We start from the raw sequence: 16950 nt of genomic DNA on the forward strand, positions 1-16950 counted from the left end.
GTCGTGAGCATAACCCAAGGAGGCTCTGCTATTCTGCCGGCCATGAAGACATCTCTCCCTTTAAGCCTGATCGCGGCACTCGCCGAGAACCGCGTGATCGGCATCGACAACAGCATGCCCTGGCACCTGCCGGGGGATTTCAAATATTTCAAGGCAACCACCCTGGGCAAGCCCATCATCATGGGTCGCAAGACCTGGGACTCGCTCGGCCGACCACTGCCGGGGCGCCTGAACCTGGTGGTCAGCCGACAGCCGGACCTGCAACTGCCGGGTGCCGAAGTGTTCACTTCGCTGCAGGCGGCCATCGAGCGTGCCGAAGCCTGGGCTCGCGAACAGGGCGCCGAGGAAGTGATGCTCATTGGTGGCGCGCAGCTGTATGAGCTGGGCCTTGCTCAGGCGGATCGCCTGTACCTGACGCGGGTAGCCTTGCACCCGGAAGGGGATGCCTGGTTTCCCGAGTTCGACGAGAACCGATGGCAGAGGGTGTCGAGCGTGCCCAACGAAGCGGTCGACGACAAGCCGGCCTACACGTTCGAGGTATGGGCGCGCAGATGATCGGATGGCCTGTTCGCGCCGCCTGTTCGAGAGGGCGCCCGCGAACAGGCAGCAGCGGTTACGCCGAAGCCAGTTCCTTGTGCTCATCGGCTGCCAGCAAAGCCTGGTCGGTCTGACCCATCACTTGGCTGGTAATGGTGCCCGCCGCCATCGACCCGCTCACGTTCAGTGCCGTGCGGCCCATGTCGATCAGTGGCTCGACTGAAATCAGCAGCGCCACCAGGGTGACCGGCAAGCCCATGGCCGGCAGTACGATCAATGCAGCGAAGGTCGCGCCGCCGCCCACCCCTGCCACACCGGCCGAACTCAGGGTGACGATGCCCACCAACGTGGCGATCCACAGCGGGTCGAGTGGGTTGATCCCAACCGTGGGCGCGACCATCACCGCCAGCATGGCTGGATACAGGCCAGCGCAGCCATTCTGGCCGATCGTCGCGCCAAAGGAGGCGGCGAAGCTGGCGATCGCTTGAGGTACGCCCAAGCGACGAGTCTGCGCTTCGATGCTCAGTGGAATGGTCGCCGCGCTCGAGCGGCTGGTGAAGGCAAAGGTCAGCACCGGCCACACCTTGCGGAAGAACCGCAGCGGATTGACCCCGGCCAGGCTCAGCAGCAGCCCGTGCACCGCGAACATCAATGCCAGGCCGACGTACGATACCACCACGAAACTGCCCAGCTTGACGATGTCCTGGACGTTGGAACTGGCGACCACCTTGGCCATCAGGGCCAGCACACCGTAGGGCGTCAGCTTCATCACCAGCCGCACCAGGCGCATCACCCAGGCCTGCAGCACGTCGATCGCACCCAGCACTTTCGCCCCTTTGTCGGCATCGTCCTTGAACAGCTGCAAAGCCGCCATGCCCAGGAACGCGGCAAAGATCACCACGCTGATGATCGACGTGGGTTTGGCCCGTGCCAGGTCGGCGAAGGGGTTCTGTGGAATGAACGAGAGCAGCAGTTGCGGCACATTGAGGTCGGCCACCTTGCCCGCGTAGTCGCTCTGGATCGTCGCCAGACGTGCCGTTTCCTGAGTCCCGGCCACCAGGCCCTCGGCGGTCAGGCCGAACAGGTTGGTCAGGCCGATACCAATCAGTGCTGCGATTGCGGTGGTGAACAGCAGCGTGCCGATGGTCAGGAAGCTGATCTTGCCCAGCGAAGAGGCATTGTGCAGACGGGCCACCGCACTGAGGATGGACGCGAAGATCAGTGGCATGACGATCATCTGCAACAGTTGCACATAGCCGTTGCCGACCAGTTCCAGCCAACTGATGGTGCTTTTGAGCACAGGGTGGCCGGCACCGTAGACGGTGTGCAGGCCGATACCGAACAGAACGCCCAAGGCAAGGCCCAGCAAGACCTTCTTGGCCAGGCTCCAGTCGGTGCGACGCGTTTGTGCCAGACCCAGCAGCAATGCCGCGAAGATCAGCAGGTTCAACAGCAGGGGCAGGTTCATGTCAGCTCCGAAAGATTGACGACCGCGGCTCTACGGACGCTGGTCAATCGCGAATGCTAACACCCTGAATCGAAAGGTAATTAATATCGGAATGGAAGATCGTTAGGCGTTTTTGGAATAAGCGTATGGGCCTGCACGGCAAGAGGCCGGTCTTCACCAGAGGTTGCGTGAAGACCGGCCACAGTGTCCTGCCAGCGAAGGACGTCTTACAGCCCGTCGAGCATCGCCTTGTTGCGTACCGCGCCCTTGTCGGCGCTGGTGGCCAGCAGGGCATAGGCCTTGAGTGCGGTGGTCACTTTGCGTGGGCGCACCTCGACCGGCTTCCAGCCTTTCTTGTCCTGCTCGGCACGACGGGCAGCCAGTTCGGCATCGTCCACCAGCAGGTTGATCGAGCGGTTGGGAATGTCGATCAGCACCTTGTCGCCGTCCTGCACCAGGCCAATGGCACCACCTGCCGCCGCTTCAGGCGATGCATGGCCGATCGACAGACCGGACGTGCCGCCCGAGAAACGTCCGTCGGTGAGCAGCGCGCAGGCTTTGCCCAAGCCCTTGGACTTGAGGTACGACGTCGGGTACAGCATCTCCTGCATGCCCGGCCCACCCTTGGGGCCTTCGTAGCGGATGATCACGATGTCACCGGCCTGCACTTCGTCGGCGAGGATGCCACGCACCGCGCTGTCCTGGCTTTCGAAGATCTTGGCGTTGCCCTCGAACACGTGGATGGACTCATCCACGCCGGCGGTCTTCACCACGCAGCCATCCATTGCGATGTTGCCGTAGAGCACGGCCAGGCCACCTTCCTGGGAGTAGGCGTGTTCGAAGCTGCGGATGCAGCCGTTTTCGCGGTCGTCGTCCAGGGTGTCCCAGCGGGTCGACTGGCTGAAGGCAGTTTGCGTCGGTATGCCACCGGGGCCGGCCTTGAAGAAGTGGTGCACCGCTTCGTCGGTGGTCTGGGTGATGTCCCACTTGGCGATGCCTTCGGCCATGCTGCGGCTGTGCACGGTCGGCAGGTCGGTGTGCAGCAGGCCGCCACGGGCCAGCGAGCCGAGGATGCTGAAGATGCCGCCAGCGCGGTGCACGTCTTCCATATGGTACTTCTGAATGTTCGGCGCGACCTTGCACAGCTGCGGCACGGTACGTGACAGGCGATCGATGTCGCGCAGGTCGAATTCGATCTCGGCTTCCTGGGCAGCGGCCAGCAGGTGCAGGATGGTGTTGGTCGAACCACCCATGGCGATGTCCAGCATCATGGCGTTTTCGAATGCCTTGAAGTTGGCGATATTGCGCGGCAGGACCGACTCGTCGTTCTCGCCGTAGTAGCGCTTGCACAGCTCGACGATGGTGCGGCCCGCCTGCAGGAACAGCTGCTCGCGATCACTGTGGGTCGCCAGGGTGGAACCGTTGCCCGGCAGGGCCAGGCCCAGGGCTTCGGTCAGGCAGTTCATCGAGTTGGCGGTGAACATGCCTGAACACGAACCGCAGGTCGGGCAGGCGCTGCGCTCGTATTCGGCGACCTTTTCATCCGAAGCGGTATCGTCGGCGGCAATCACCATGGCGTCGACCAGGTCCAGGCCGTGGCTGGCCAGCTTGGTCTTGCCGGCTTCCATTGGCCCGCCGGAAACGAAGATCACCGGAATGTTCAGGCGCAAGGCGGCCATCAGCATGCCAGGAGTGATCTTGTCGCAGTTGGAGATGCACACGATGGCATCGGCGCAGTGGGCGTTGACCATGTACTCGACCGAGTCGGCGATGATCTCGCGGCTGGGCAGGGAATACAGCATCCCGTCGTGGCCCATGGCAATGCCGTCGTCCACGGCAATGGTGTTGAATTCCTTGGCCACGCCGCCGGCGCGCTCGATTTCGCGTGCAACCAGCTGACCGAGATCCTTGAGGTGTACATGCCCCGGCACGAACTGGGTGAACGAGTTGGCGATGGCAATGATCGGTTTCTTGAAATCGTCGTCCTTCATGCCAGTGGCACGCCACAGCGCGCGGGCACCGGCCATGTTGCGACCGTGGGTGGACGTTTTCGAGCGATAGTCAGGCATGGAACGACTCCGGGCGGCTAATCGGGTTGCAATGAGGGATTGAGCTTTTCCTGGTCCGCGGCACGCTCGGGCGGTGTGTTGCCGTGCTTGCGGATGAGGCCGGTAACGCTGCGGGATCGCCACGCGTTCGGCCGAGCTCATAAACCCGCCGGGGGATGATTGGCGATGAGTAGGGCGATTCTACACCCATGGGGGAAGGATGGAACGTGGGGCAGGGCAAGTAATCGGCAGTAAGGCCTGACGCAGCCAGGCCCTCTTGATTCTCCGTAGGAGCGGTCCGTGGCCGCGAACCAAGCGCCGCGGTGCATCAGCCAGTGCGCGTCGTCCTTTTCCCGGCCGATGACCGCTCCCACGGGAGACACAATTCTCTGTAGCAGCGGCGCAAGCCGCGTCAAAAACGTCGCTGCATCAGCTATTAGGCAACAACCGGCACGTAATGCTCTTGATGTACCGCGTTTCCGGAATCGCTGGGTGCACCGGATGGTCCGGGCCCTGGCCGCCGCGTTCCAGCAGCTGGATGTTGCGGTCCAGGTGGCGGGCGCTGGTCAGCAGGATGTTCTGCAGGTCGTCTTCGGGCAGGTGCATGGAGCACGACGCGCTGACCAGAATGCCGTCCTTGCTGAGCAGGCGCATGGCTTGCTCGTTGAGACGGCGGTACGCGCCTTCGCCGTTCTTCAGGTCTTTCTTGCGCTTGATGAACGCGGGCGGGTCAGCCACGATCACGTCGAAGCGTTCTTCGGCGGCCTTCAGCTCTTTCAAGGCTTCGAACACATCGCCTTCCACACAGGTGACTTTTTCGGCGAAGCCATTGAGCGCGGCATTGCGCTCGACGCCGTCCAGGGCGAAGCCCGAAGCGTCGACGCAGAACACTTCGCTGGCGCCGAAGGCACCGGCCTGCACGCCCCAGCCGCCGATGTAGCTGAACAGGTCGAGCACGCGTTTGCCCTTGACGTACGGCGCCAGGCGCGCGCGGTTCATGCGGTGGTCGTAGAACCAGCCGGTCTTCTGGCCTTCCATCACCGGCGCTTCGAACTTCACGCCGTTCTCTTCCAGGGCGACCCATTCCGGCACCACGCCAAAGGCGCTTTCCACGTAGCGTTCCAAGCCTTCGGCATCACGCGCGGCCGAGTCGTTCTTGAACAGAATGCCGCTGGGTTTGATCACCTGGATCAATGCGGCCATGACATCGGCCTTGTAGCGTTCCATGGTGGCCGAAGCCAGCTGCACCACCAGGATGTCGCCGAAGCGATCCACCACGAGGCCCGGCAGCAGGTCTGAATCACCGAATACCAGGCGATAGAACGGCTTGTCGAACAGGCGCTCGCGCAACGACAGACACACGTTGAGGCGGTGCACCAGCAGCGACTTGTCCAGGCTCAGCTTGACGTCGCGCGACAGCAAGCGAGCGCAGATCAGGTTGTTCGGGCTCATTGCAACCACGCCCAGGGGCTTGCCACCCGCCGCTTCGAGAATGGCCTGATCGCCCGCCTGGAACCCGTTCAGCGGAGTGGCGGCCACGTCGATCTCGTTGCTGTAGACCCACAGGTGTCCGGCGCGCAGGCGGCGGTCGGCGTTGGCTTTGAGGCGAAGGCTGGGCAGGGACATGAAGTCGCTCCGGAAAAAAGAGCGGGAGTATAACCTGCCGTCCCCGTCGCCGACGGCTCATTCGACAAATGACCCGGTGCGCACGGTGGGCGCTGCGGACCTTAACAGTTAGAATCCCCATGGTGTCCGGGGCGTCGAGCCTGGGGCACGGTTGCCTATCGATCCGCGTTTCGCATCAGGGGCCCCATGCCTGAATTACCCGAAGTAGAAACCACTCGCCGGGGCATTGCCCCGCACCTGGAAGGGCAGCGCGTGAGCCGCGTGATCGTCCGCGACCGGCGCCTGCGCTGGCCGATACCCGAAGATCTGGATGCGCGGTTGTCCGGGCAGCGGATCGTGGCCGTCGAGCGGCGGGCCAAGTACCTGTTGATCAACGCCGAAGTCGGCACCTTGATCAGCCACCTGGGCATGTCGGGCAACCTGCGCTTGGTCGAAGCCGGCCTGCCGGCGCTCAAGCACGAGCATGTCGACATCGAGCTGGAATCGGGCATGGCCTTGCGCTACACCGATCCGCGGCGTTTCGGCGCCATGCTCTGGAGCCTGGATGCGCTCAACCACACATTGCTCCAGGGTCTGGGGCCCGAGCCGTTGACCGAGCTGTTCGACGGCGAACGGCTGTTTCAGCTGTCGCGTGGCCGCAGCATGGCGGTCAAGCCGTTCATCATGGACAACGCGGTGGTGGTCGGGGTGGGTAATATCTACGCGACCGAAGCGCTGTTCGCCGCCGGTATCGACCCGCGCCGCGCGGCAGGGGGCATATCGCGCGGCCGCTACCTGCGCCTGGCGGTCGAGATCAAGCGCATCCTGGCCTACGCGATCGAACGCGGTGGTACCACGTTGCGCGACTTCATCGGCGGAGATGGACAGCCGGGCTACTTTCAGCAGGAATTGTTCGCCTATGGCCGCGGTGGGCAGCTGTGCAAGGTCTGCGGTACCACTCTGCGCGAGGTCAAGCTGGGCCAGCGTGCCAGCGTGTATTGTCCGCGCTGCCAGACATGATCCGGCTGCGCGCGGCCTGCACAACGGCGGGCAACTGATATAGTTACTTTTAGCCCTGATGACCCCATCGCAAATCGCAGTCGCCCCACGTGAGCAGAAGGATTGTGCCATGAACCTGTTTCGAACCCTGTCGCTGGCGCTGATCGTCAGTTTCGGCCTGCACATCGTGCCGGCCACTGCCGCCGACTCGAGCATGAGCACGAGCAGCGGTGACCCGACCTACCAGATCCAGAATCCGCCGGCCTATGCCATGATCGGCGATCTGCTGATCGCGCGGCCGCTGCTGGTGGCCGCCACTATCGTGGGCGCGGGGCTGTTCGTGATCGCATTGCCGTTCACCGCCGCCGGTGGCAACGTCGGCGCCAGCGGCAAGGCCTTGGTGGTCGATCCGGGCATGGCCGCCTTCGTGCGTTGCCTGGGCTGCACGCAGAGCGGCTACGGCAACCGCGACTGAGTCTGTCGCTGGCGCATCTGCCAGCGCGCTGGAATCAATGCTTGCCGGTGATCTGCTTGTACTTGGCCATCAGCTGTTCCTGGGATTCAGGATGCGCTTCGTCCAGCGGTATGCAATCCACCGGGCAGACCTGCTGGCACTGTGGCTCGTCGTAGTGGCCTACGCACTGGGTACACAGGTTGGGATCGATCACGTAGATCTCTTCCCCCTGGGAAATGGCAGCGTTCGGGCACTCGGGTTCGCAGACGTCGCAGTTGATGCAATCGTCGGTGATGATAAGGGACATGAAGACTCCGGCCCGAGACAACGGCCCAGGCATGTGAAAACCAATGGGCGCAATTGTGCCGCATTAGCGCCCGTAGTGCACGCGGGCGCTACCTTTGCCGGCTACTTGTTGCTGAAGCGCAGGGTGAGCGCCTCGGCCACGGCCGGGTGGACGAACTTGGTGATGTCTCCACCCAGGGCCGCAATTTCCCGCACCAGCGTCGACGAAATGAAGGAATAGCGTTCCGAAGGGGTAAGGAACAGGCTTTCCACGTCCGGGGCCAGTTGCCGGTTCATGTTGGCCAGCTGGAACTCGTATTCGAAATCGGACACCGCCCGCAGGCCGCGCAGCAATACGTTGGCGTTCTGCTCCTTGGCAAAGTGCGCGAGCAGGGTCGAGAAGCCCACGACCTCGACGTTCGGCAGGTGCCGCGTCACTTCGCGGGCCAACTCCACCCGTTGCTCGAGGGCGAACAGGGGGTTTTTCTTGGGGCTCGCGGCGACCGCGATGATCACGTGATCGAACAGGCGCGAGGCGCGTTCGACCAGATCACCGTGACCCTTGGTGATAGGGTCGAAGGTACCTGGGTACAACACTCGGTTCATCACGGCGTCCTGGCGGGAATCTGTTGGGGAATGCGATGGTATCGCAGCCGGAGAGGTGGGCCAAGCCTGCATCCATGGCGCAATGCAAGCAGGATCGCCTGTGGCACGCTGTCGCGGTGGTCGGCCGCTCGTTGTACGATGGCCGCCAGCCCCGACGCGCCGCGCGAACGGGTGTGCCGACTGCTACAGTGATTCATGCCGCGATCGATTTTGCCCGAGCTTTTCCAGCTGCGCGCAGGTCCATCATTCATCCCCGCCGGAGTCCTTCATGCCCCTCGCGCAACTGATCAGCCCGCAAGCGCTCGCCGAACATATCGATTCCCCCGGATGGGTCCTGCTCGACTGCCGCTACAGCCTGGAAGACGCCGATTACGGCCAGCGCAGCTATGCCGAGGGCCACATCGCCGGTGCCTGTTTCGCCGACCTGGGCCGTGACCTCAGCGCCCCGGCGGTCAGGGGCGTCACCGGGCGTCATCCGCTGCCCGAGCCTGGACAGTTGCAGGAACGGCTGCAGCGTTGGGGCATCGGTGCAGACAGTCGGGTGGTTCTCTACGATGACGGGCCGGGTGCCTATGCGGCACGTGCGTGGTGGCTGCTGACTTGGCTGGGCAAGCGCGACGGCGTCTTCCTTCTCGACGGCGGGCTGGCGGCGTGGCACGCCGCCGGACTGCCTTTGAGTCTGGATGCGGCGTCCACCGAACCAGGCGATTTCATTGCAGCGCCCGACGACGAGCGTGTGGTCGATGCAGCCCAGCTGCAGGCGCGCCTGCAAGCGCCCGGGTTGACCTTGCTGGACGCACGCGCATTGCCCAGGTTTCTGGGCGAGGTCGAACCCATCGACCCTGTGGCGGGGCATATTCCCGGCGCACAGTGCGCAGCCTTTACCGAGAACCTGGGGCCCGATGGGCGCTTTCTCCCTGTGGAACAGTTACGTGAGCGGTTCGATGCTCAACTCGAGGGCCGTCCTGTGGAACAGGCCGTGGCCTACTGCGGCTCGGGCGTCACCGCCTGCCACAACCTGTTCGCCATGGCCCTGGCGGGCTACCCGTTGGCGACGCTGTATCCAGGCTCCTGGAGCGACTGGATCACCGACCCGCAGCGGCCCGTGCAGAAGGGGCCATGAACTCGATCCACTGGTTCAGCCACTGCGGTATGCGCCGTTCCAGGTAATAGCCGGGCTGGCGCAGGCTGCCATCGACGAAGCCGACGTGTCCGCCCCGCGCATGCAGCTCGAACTCGATGCAGGGCGACATTTCTTCGGCGGTGGGCAGGCTGTGGGCAAACACGAACGGATCGTCCTTGGCCTGGATGATCAGCGTGGGTTTGGCGACGCCGCCCAGGTAGTAGCGACTCGACGAGCGGCGATAGTAGTCCTGGGCATCCTTGAAGCCGTGCAGCGGAGCCGTGACCTGCCCGTCGAAATCCCAGAAGGTCCTGATGCCCTGCAGCGAGCCCAGCGCTTCGAGCGCGGCCAGTCCCTCGTGCTGCCCCTCGTGCTGGAAGCGGCTGCGCTTGTCGGTCAGGTAGCCGAGCATGGCGCGCATGAAATGCGCCTGGTACACCCTGGAAAACCCCTGGGTCATGCGGTCGGCACACTGGTCCAGGCGAAACGGCACCGATACCGCCACCGCGGCCTGCAATGGGCTGTTCGCTCCGCTTTCACCCAGGTGCTTGAGCAGGATGTTGCCACCCAGTGAATAACCGACGGCGTAAAGCGGCGCCAGGGGTCGTTGCCTGCCCAGGTGGTCGAGTACGTGCAGCAAGTCTTCGCTGGCGCCGGAATGGTAGCTGCGCGCCAACAGGTTGGGCTCGCCGGAGCAGCCGCGCCAGTTGACGGCCACGCTTGCGCAACCGTGCAGCCCCAACTGCCGTTGCAGGCCGGCGACGTAGGGCGAGTTGGATGATCCGGTCAGGCCGTGCAATACCAGCACCAGTGGCGCATGGGGTGCGTGTGGGCCGTGCCAATCGAGGTCGACGAAGTCGCCGTCCTCCAGCCACAGGCGTTCGCGCTCGCGCGCCAGTGCCGGTTGCTTGCGCCACAAAGGGCCCCACAGCGTCTGTAGATGCGGGTTGCCCAGCCCAAGGGCCGGGCGGAAGCTGGGGTGTGTTGCGTTCAACGTGGCTGCCTTGGCAAGCCTGTGTCAGCCACGCTGCCACAGGGAGTAGTAAACCTGTCCGGCTTTCTTCTCGCGGTGCAGGCGCCATGTTGCCGGCATCTGCAGCGCAGAGGGCGGTGCCTCGCTCTCCGTGTAGATCCAGGCTCGCGCGGCCAGCCAGCCTTTGTCTTCAAGCAGTGTGCAGGTGGCTGGCAGCAGGTTCTGGTGGAAAGGGGGGTCGAGGAACACCAGGTCGAATGCGCTTGGGGTCTGGGTTTCCAGGTACTTGAGCGCATCGCTTTGCAGCAGTTGGCCGACGGCACACCCGAGCAGGTCGAGATTGTGCCGAAGGCTGGAAATGGCACTGGCATTGGCATCCAGTGCCAGTGCCATGCTGGCGCCGCGCGACAGCGCTTCGAGGTACAGCGCGCCGCTGCCGGTGAAGGCATCCAGCACCTTGGCACCTTCGATGTGCGCTGCCAGCCAGTTGAACAGTGTTTCACGCACCCGATCCGGGGTAGGGCGCAGACCAGGCGCTTCCGGGAAGCTCAGTTTGCGGCTGCGCCACTGGCCGCCAATGATGCGCAGGTGGCCTTGGCCACCATGGGGTTGCTTGGTTTTGACGCTGGCCATCAGTGCTCCGGTACGCCGAGCGGTTGCTCATTGGGTGTGTCCGTAGGGGCCGGCAACGGTTGCTGCGCAACCTTGGGGCCAGCCGTGACGATCACCAGTTTATCGGCATCCAGATGTTTGTTCATCGCAGCTTTCACCTGCTCCACGGTCAGCGCCTGGGATTGCTGCAGGAAGTCTTCCATCCAGGTCAGCGGCATGTCGTAGAAGCCGGTGGCGCCCAGTTGCGCGACGATGCTCGCGTTGCTGGCATTGGACAGCGGGAAGCTGCCGGCTTGTTCGCGTTTGGCGTTGTCCAATTCTCCCTGGGTCGGGCCGGTCTTGAGGTAATCGCGCAGGATGTCCTGCACCAGCTTCAAGGTGCCGTCGCCGAGCTCGGCACGGGTCTGCAGGTTGATCAGGAACGGACCGCGCACCTGCATCGGCGTGAAGCCCGAGTACACCCCATAGGTCAGCCCGCGTTTTTCCCGGACCTCGCTCATCAGGCGGGTACCGAAGGAACCGCCGCCCAGGATCTGGTTGCCCATGGACAGCGCGGCGAAATCCGGGTCCTTGCGGTCGATGCCCAGCTGCGCGATGAACATCTGCGTCTGCTTGGACGGGAAGTCGATATGGGTCACACCGGCTGCGGGCGCAACCGGTTGCGCCGGCTTGGCCAGCGCAGGGCCCTTGGGCAGGGCGCTGGATACCTGTGCGGCGATCTGCTCGGCTTCGCCGCGCGACAGGTCGCCGACGATGGCGATCACCGCGTTGCCTGCAGCATAGGCACGTTGATGGAAGGCCCGCAGCTGCTCGATGCTCAGACGCGGCAGGCTCTTGGCGTCGCCCTCGCTGGGGTGTGCATACGGATGGCTGCCATACAGCTGCGTGAACAGCTCGTTGCTGGCCAGCTTGGCAGGGTTCTGCTTCTGGAATTCGAAGCTGGCGAGCAGTTGGTTCTTGATGCGTACCAGGGCGTCTGCCGGGAAGGTCGGTTTGCCGACGACATCGGCGAACAGCTTGAGGGCAGGGGTGCGCTTGTCGGTATCGCTGAGGCTGCGCAGTGACGCGACGGCCATGTCGCGATAGGCACCGTTGGAAAAGTCCGCGCCCAGGCCTTCGAAGCCTTGGGCGATGGCGCTGACGTCCTTGCCGGCCACGCCTTCGTTGAGCATGGCATTGGTCAGCACGGCGATGCCGGGATGGTTCTGATCCTGGCTGCTGCCGGCGGCGAAGGTAAGCCGCAGGTCGAACATCGGCAGCTCGTGGGCCTCGACGAACAGGACCTTGGCACCTTCGGCGGTTTTCCAGCTTTGAATGTCGAGGCGGCGATGGCTGGGTGCGGTGTTGCCCAGCTCGCTCACCGATTGCAGGCCGCGCGCGGGTTGGCCAGCGCCGGTGGCGTCCGCAGCCTGGACGGCGAAAGTGGCCAGGCAACCGGCAAGCACCAGAAAAGTCGAGCCAACCAGGAAACGACGGGGGGTGGTGGGCTCACTCATGAGCGGCTTCCTCTGGCAGAACGTGGGCGATACTCAAGCGATCGCGGGTGAAATAGGTGCGTGCGGCGCTCTGGATGTCCTGCGGCGTCACGCTCTTGAGGTCTTCGAGTTCGCTGTCCATGAGTTTCCACGACAACCCCACGGTTTCGAGCATGCCGATGGTGGTGGCCTGGCTGCTGATGGAGTCGCGGCTGTAGACCAGGTCGGCGATGACCTGAGCGCGCACGCGCTCCAGCTCGTCGGCCGAGGGCGGCGTGGTCTTGAGCTCGTCGAGCAGTTTCCAGAGGCCTTTCTCGACATCGGCGAGGGTTTTTTTCTTCTGCGCATTGGGCGTCGCGGAAATGAAGAACAGACTGTCGCCGCGGGTGAAGGCATCGTACCGGGCGCCGCCGCTGGAGATCAGTTCCTCGCCGCGTTCGAGGCGTGTGGCCATGCGCGCGCTGTAGCCGCCGTCGAGCAGTGCGGAAATCAGCCGCAGGGCCTGGACGTCGCGCGGCTTGTCGGCAGTGGCCAGGGCCGGGACGTTGAAGCCGTACAGCAGGCTCGGCAGTTGAGTGCGTACGTGCAATGTGGCCAGGCGCTGGCCGGGGTTGGCCAGTTCCAGCGGGATCTTCGCCGGTGGGGTGGGGCGTCGGGCGATGTTGCCGAAGAAACGTTGGGCCAGGGCCTTGACCTCGTCTGGCTTGACGTCGCCTACCACCACCAGGGTGGCGTTGTTGGGCACGTACCAGGCCTGGTACCAATGGCGCAGCTCTTCGACCTTCATGCGTTCCAGGTCGGCCATCCAGCCGATGGTGGGCGTGTGGTAGCCACTGGCCGGGAAGGCCATGGCCTTGAAGATCTCGTACGCCTTGGCGCTGGGCTTGTCGTCCGTGCGCAGGCGGCGTTCTTCCTTGATGACTTCGATTTCCCGAGCGAATTCTTCGGCGGGCAGGCTGAGGCTGGCCATGCGGTCGGCTTCGAGGTCGAACGCCACGGCCAGGCGGTCCTTGGCCAGCACTTCGTAATAGGCGGTGTAGTCGTCGCTGGTGAAGGCGTTTTCTTCGGCGCCGAGGTCGCGCAGGATGCGCGAGCCTTCGCCGGGGCCCAGTTTGTCGGTGCCCTTGAACATCATGTGTTCAAGGGCGTGGGACAGGCCGGTCTGGCCTGGGGTTTCGTAGCTGGAGCCGACCTTGTACCAGATCTGGGAAACCACCACCGGGGCGCGGTGATCCTCGCGCACGACGACCTTGAGGCCGTTGTCCAGGGTGAATTCGTGCGTGGGCTGTGTATCGGCGGCAAAAGCCGCCAAAGGCAGGCTGAGCGTGCAGAGCAGCAGGCCTGCGGCGCGGCGGGCGAGGACATTCATGGGATTCAGAACCTTGAGAGCTGCCCGCGTGGCCTTAGCGTCTACGGGCGAGGAGGTGCTAGGATACTGATCCGGTTCGCTGGGGGCCATGCCTGGAAGGCATGAACCTGCCCGGGCAACTCGACAAAATGTTGCGCGTGAACGAGCCGGCGTAAAAGCAGTCTGTGTTGCGTCTTCGAATTTTTTCCGACTCGCCGCCTGGCGCGTCGCTACCTTGAGATAGCCGTCTTCCATGTTTGGTTCCAACGACGACAAAAAGACCCCGGCCCCGGCCGGTGAAAAGAAAGGCCTGTTCGGATGGCTGCGCAAGAAGCCGCAGACACCTGTCGCCGAACAGCCGCCAGCCCCTGCCGCCCAGGATCTGCCTGCAGCAGCCGACGCCGCTGCCGAGGCGATCCCGCAGGCTTCCGTGGAAGCTGCAGTGGCGCTCGCACCGGAGCCGGTTCTGGCGCCGCAGGCCGAGCCCGCTGCCGCACCGGTCGAGCAGTCTGTCCCGCACGGCCTGGTGCTCCCGGTTCCCGAGGAGCCCGTGGCGCTGGTCGAGGACGATGCCCCGCAAACGCCGCCGGTCATCGCTCTGCGGCCGGAAGCGCCGGCCCCTGTGGCCGTCGAGCCTGCTCATGTTCCTGTTTCGCCACCAGCGCCGGCAGCGACCAGCGCGCCAGCCCCGGTACCTGCGCCACCGCTGCCCGCACCCGTGGCACCCGTCGCTGCGCCCCGTGTCGAAGCGCCGACGCCTGCCGTTGCTGCCGCGCAACCTCCAGGGCAGACCAAGACCGGCTTCTTCGCCCGCCTCAAGCAGGGCCTGGCCAAGACCAGCGCCAGCCTTGGCGAAGGCATGGCCAGCCTGTTTCTGGGCAACAAGATCATTGATGACGACCTGCTCGAAGAGCTGGAAACCCGCCTGCTGACCGCCGATGTCGGCGTCGAGGCCACGTCGGTGATCATCCAGAGCCTGACCCGCAGGGTGGCACGCAAGGAACTGACCGATGCCGCCGCCTTGTACAAGGCTTTGCAAAGCGAGCTGACCGCCCTGCTGCGGCCGGTCGAGCAGCCGTTGGTGATCAGGGCCGAGCACCAGCCGTTCGTGATTCTGGTAGTGGGCGTCAACGGCGCCGGCAAGACCACCACCATCGGCAAGCTGGCCAAGAAGCTGCAGCTCGAAGGCAAGAAGGTCATGCTGGCGGCGGGTGACACGTTCCGTGCCGCAGCCGTCGAGCAGTTGCAGGTGTGGGGCGAGCGCAACAATATCCCGGTCATCGCCCAGCACACCGGTGCCGATTCCGCCTCGGTGATCTTCGACGCCGTGCAGGCCGCTAAGTCGCGCGGTATCGATGTGTTGATCGCCGACACTGCAGGTCGTTTGCACACCAAGGACAACCTGATGGAAGAGCTGAAGAAGGTCCGTCGGGTGATGGGCAAGCTCGACGAGCAGGCGCCGCACGAAGTCCTGCTGGTGCTCGATGCCGGTACCGGGCAGAACGCGATCAACCAGGCCAAGCAGTTCAACCAGACCGTGGCCCTGACCGGCCTGGCCCTGACCAAGCTCGACGGCACCGCCAAAGGTGGCGTGATCTTCGCGCTGGCCAAGCAGTTCGGCCTGCCCATTCGCTACATCGGCGTGGGCGAGGGCATCGATGACCTGCGTACCTTCGAGGCAGAACCCTTCGTCCAGGCCTTGTTCGCCGAGCGGGAGCCTTCATGATTCGATTCGAACAGGTTGCCAAGCGCTACCCCAACGGCCATGTCGGTCTGCATGAACTGAGCTTTCGGGTGCGGCGTGGCGAATTCCTGTTCGTTACCGGTCATTCGGGCGCGGGCAAAAGTACCTTGCTGCGCCTGCTGCTGGCGATGGAACGGCCCACCAGCGGCAAGCTGCTGCTGGCCGGCCAGGATCTGGGGCAGATCACCAATGCGCAGATCCCGTTCCTGCGCCGCCAGATCGGCGTGGTGTTCCAGAATCACCAACTGCTGTTCGACCGTACGGTGTTCAACAACATCGCCTTGCCGCTGCAGATTCTCGGCTTGAGCAAGCCGGAAATCGCCAAGAAGGTCGATTCGGCGCTCGAGCGCGTGGCATTGGCGGACAAGGCCGACCTGTACCCCGGCGACTTGTCGACGGGCCAGCAACAGCGCGTGGGCATTGCCCGGGCCATCGTCCATCAGCCAGCCTTGCTGCTCGCCGATGAACCCACCGGCAACCTCGACCCGCGTCTGGCGGCCGAGATCATGGGGGTCTTCGAAGACATCAACCGGCTAGGCACCAGCGTGCTGATTGCCAGCCACGATCTGGCGCTGATCGCGCGCATGCGCCACCGCATGCTGACGCTGCAGCGCGGGCGCCTGATCGGTGACGGAGAGGCAGGACAATGAGTGCGACACGCAGTCCCAAGGTCGCGGACCGGGTAGCGCCCAAGGGCGGCGAGCCCACACCGCAGAAGCCGAAGAAACGCCAGCGTGACGAAGACGACGGGCCGCCGTTCAGCAGCTTGCTGCGCGCCTGGGTCGAAAGCCATCGCGCCAGTTGGGTCGACAGCCTGCGCCGTCTGGGCAAGCAGCCGATCGGCAGCTTCTTTACCTGCCTGGTCATGGCCGTGGCCTTGAGCTTGCCCATGGGCCTGTCCCTGCTGCTCAAGAACGTCGAGCGGCTGGGCGGTTCGTGGCAGCGCGCGGCGCAAATTTCGCTGTACCTGGAACTCGATGCCGGCGAGCGCGAGGGCCAGGCCCTGGTGACGCAGATCAAGGGGCTGTCGGGCGTGGCGCAGGCCGAGTTCATCAGTCGCGAGCAGGCGCTGGGCGAGTTTCAGCAGCAGTCCGGGCTGGGCGAGGCGCTCAAGGAGCTGCCCGAGAACCCACTGCCCGGTGTAGTGGTGGTCACCCCGCTGGAAATCGACAAGGCCGCCCTGGAAACCCTGCGCCAGCAACTCGCCGAACTGCCCAAGGTGCAGCAGGCGCAGCTGGACCTGGTATGGGTGGAGCGCCTGGCGGCGATTCTCAAGCTGGGCGACCGGTTCGTGTTCGGCCTGACCCTGCTGCTGGTGTCGGCGTTGCTGCTGGTGATCGGCAACACCATTCGTCTGCACATCGAGAACCGGCGCATCGAAATCGAGGTCATCAAACTGGTAGGGGGCACGGACAGCTACGTGCGTCGACCTTTCCTGTACATGGGTGCGCTGTACGGCTTCGGTGCAGGCATTTTTGCATGGGGCATCCTGGCCTTCGGCCTGGATTGGCTCAACGATGCGGTCACCGGGCTTTCCGGCCTGTACGGCAGCGACTTCGCCCTGGGTGGGGTTCCCGTCGCCGACGGCTTGTCGCTCTTGCTAGGCGCGGTATTGTTAGGGTATATCGGTGCATGGATTGCGGTCTGGCGGCACCTGCGCGAACTGGCGCCGCGTTAGCCTGCAACAGATATGT

At 64.3% G+C, this 16950-nt stretch carries 16 protein-coding genes; 7 read left to right on the top strand and 9 right to left on the bottom strand.

What is annotated here, in order from left to right; translation table 11 throughout:
• Nucleotides 1–42: 42 nt before the first annotated feature.
• Entirely contained in the window at nt 43–555 is a 513-nt protein-coding gene (locus IFT44_RS11580; RefSeq protein WP_122480536.1) for a dihydrofolate reductase, read from the top strand.
• Between the two features lie 58 nt (nt 556–613).
• Here the strand turns inward: IFT44_RS11580 and IFT44_RS11585 are convergent, their stop codons facing one another.
• The 3 genes from IFT44_RS11585 to IFT44_RS11595 form a co-directional block, all read right to left on the bottom strand.
• Nucleotides 614–2005, bottom strand: coding sequence for an L-cystine transporter (locus IFT44_RS11585; protein WP_192175936.1), 1392 nt, complete (start codon nt 2003–2005; stop codon nt 614–616).
• 206 nt (nt 2006–2211) lie between these two features.
• Nucleotides 2212–4053, bottom strand: a complete 1842-nt coding sequence (ilvD, locus tag IFT44_RS11590) for a dihydroxy-acid dehydratase (RefSeq protein WP_122480534.1) — start codon at nt 4051–4053, stop codon at nt 2212–2214.
• Between the two features lie 408 nt (nt 4054–4461).
• Nucleotides 4462–5658 carry a class I SAM-dependent rRNA methyltransferase gene (locus tag IFT44_RS11595; protein ID WP_122480530.1) on the bottom strand — a complete coding sequence of 399 codons (1197 nt, stop codon included), beginning with the start codon at nt 5656–5658 and terminating at the stop codon, nt 4462–4464.
• 186 nt (nt 5659–5844) lie between these two features.
• Between IFT44_RS11595 and mutM the strand changes: the two genes are divergently transcribed.
• Both mutM and IFT44_RS11605 read left to right on the top strand, forming a co-directional pair.
• Complete coding sequence (mutM, locus tag IFT44_RS11600) at nt 5845–6657, top strand: bifunctional DNA-formamidopyrimidine glycosylase/DNA-(apurinic or apyrimidinic site) lyase (protein ID WP_122480529.1); 813 nt, start codon at nt 5845–5847, stop codon at nt 6655–6657.
• Between the two features lie 109 nt (nt 6658–6766).
• A complete protein-coding gene (locus tag IFT44_RS11605; RefSeq protein WP_192175937.1) occupies nt 6767–7111 on the top strand; it encodes a multidrug transporter in 345 nt (114 codons plus the stop codon).
• A 34-nt stretch (nt 7112–7145) separates the two neighbouring features.
• Here IFT44_RS11605 and IFT44_RS11610 read toward each other — a convergent pair whose 3' ends face one another.
• Entirely contained in the window at nt 7146–7397 is a 252-nt protein-coding gene (locus tag IFT44_RS11610) for a YfhL family 4Fe-4S dicluster ferredoxin (protein ID WP_043191560.1), read from the bottom strand.
• 101 nt (nt 7398–7498) lie between these two features.
• Nucleotides 7499–7981, bottom strand: a complete 483-nt coding sequence (gene coaD, locus IFT44_RS11615; protein ID WP_122480527.1) for a pantetheine-phosphate adenylyltransferase — start codon at nt 7979–7981, stop codon at nt 7499–7501.
• A 268-nt stretch (nt 7982–8249) separates the two neighbouring features.
• Here coaD and IFT44_RS11620 point away from each other — a divergent pair, with 268 nt between their 5' ends.
• A complete protein-coding gene (locus IFT44_RS11620; protein WP_192175938.1) occupies nt 8250–9104 on the top strand; it encodes a sulfurtransferase in 855 nt (284 codons plus the stop codon).
• On the opposite strand, the gene IFT44_RS11625 is transcribed toward IFT44_RS11620, so the two are convergent.
• Genes IFT44_RS11625 through IFT44_RS11640 form a run of 4 tightly spaced genes read right to left on the bottom strand, consistent with a single transcriptional unit; the run spans nt 9067 to nt 13533 of the window.
• The gene (locus IFT44_RS11625; protein ID WP_192175939.1) at nt 9067–10098 is read right to left on the bottom strand and encodes a hydrolase; all 1032 of its coding nucleotides are present in this window, start codon (nt 10096–10098) and stop codon (nt 9067–9069) included. The two genes, IFT44_RS11620 and IFT44_RS11625, sit on opposite strands and share 38 nt — an antisense overlap.
• 24 nt (nt 10099–10122) lie before the next feature.
• A complete protein-coding gene (gene rsmD / locus IFT44_RS11630; RefSeq protein WP_192055881.1) occupies nt 10123–10710 on the bottom strand; it encodes a 16S rRNA (guanine(966)-N(2))-methyltransferase RsmD in 588 nt (195 codons plus the stop codon).
• Nucleotides 10710–12185 carry a M16 family metallopeptidase gene (locus tag IFT44_RS11635; protein WP_192175940.1) on the bottom strand — a complete coding sequence of 492 codons (1476 nt, stop codon included), beginning with the start codon at nt 12183–12185 and terminating at the stop codon, nt 10710–10712. The genes rsmD and IFT44_RS11635 overlap by 1 nt, the downstream gene beginning before the upstream one ends.
• Nucleotides 12178–13533 (bottom strand): M16 family metallopeptidase, encoded by a 1356-nt coding sequence (locus tag IFT44_RS11640; RefSeq protein ID WP_192055877.1) that lies wholly within the window; start codon nt 13531–13533, stop codon nt 12178–12180. The genes IFT44_RS11635 and IFT44_RS11640 overlap by 8 nt, the downstream gene beginning before the upstream one ends.
• A 232-nt stretch (nt 13534–13765) precedes the next feature.
• Here IFT44_RS11640 and ftsY point away from each other — a divergent pair, with 232 nt between their 5' ends.
• Genes ftsY through ftsX form a run of 3 tightly spaced genes read left to right on the top strand, consistent with a single transcriptional unit; the run spans nt 13766 to nt 16934 of the window.
• Nucleotides 13766–15238 (top strand): signal recognition particle-docking protein FtsY, encoded by a 1473-nt coding sequence (gene ftsY / locus IFT44_RS11645; RefSeq protein WP_192175941.1) that lies wholly within the window; start codon nt 13766–13768, stop codon nt 15236–15238.
• On the top strand, nt 15235–15906 hold the full coding sequence (ftsE, locus tag IFT44_RS11650) for a cell division ATP-binding protein FtsE (protein WP_122480520.1): 672 nt from the start codon (nt 15235–15237) through the stop codon (nt 15904–15906). Before ftsY ends, ftsE begins: the two co-directional genes overlap by 4 nt.
• Nucleotides 15903–16934, top strand: a complete 1032-nt coding sequence (ftsX, locus tag IFT44_RS11655) for a permease-like cell division protein FtsX (protein ID WP_122714503.1) — start codon at nt 15903–15905, stop codon at nt 16932–16934. The genes ftsE and ftsX overlap by 4 nt, the downstream gene beginning before the upstream one ends.
• The last annotated feature ends 16 nt before the right edge of the window (nt 16935–16950 follow it).

The sequence above is a fragment of the Pseudomonas sp. CFBP 13710 genome (assembly GCF_014842235.1).
Classification (GTDB): domain Bacteria; phylum Pseudomonadota; class Gammaproteobacteria; order Pseudomonadales; family Pseudomonadaceae; genus Aquipseudomonas; species Aquipseudomonas baltica.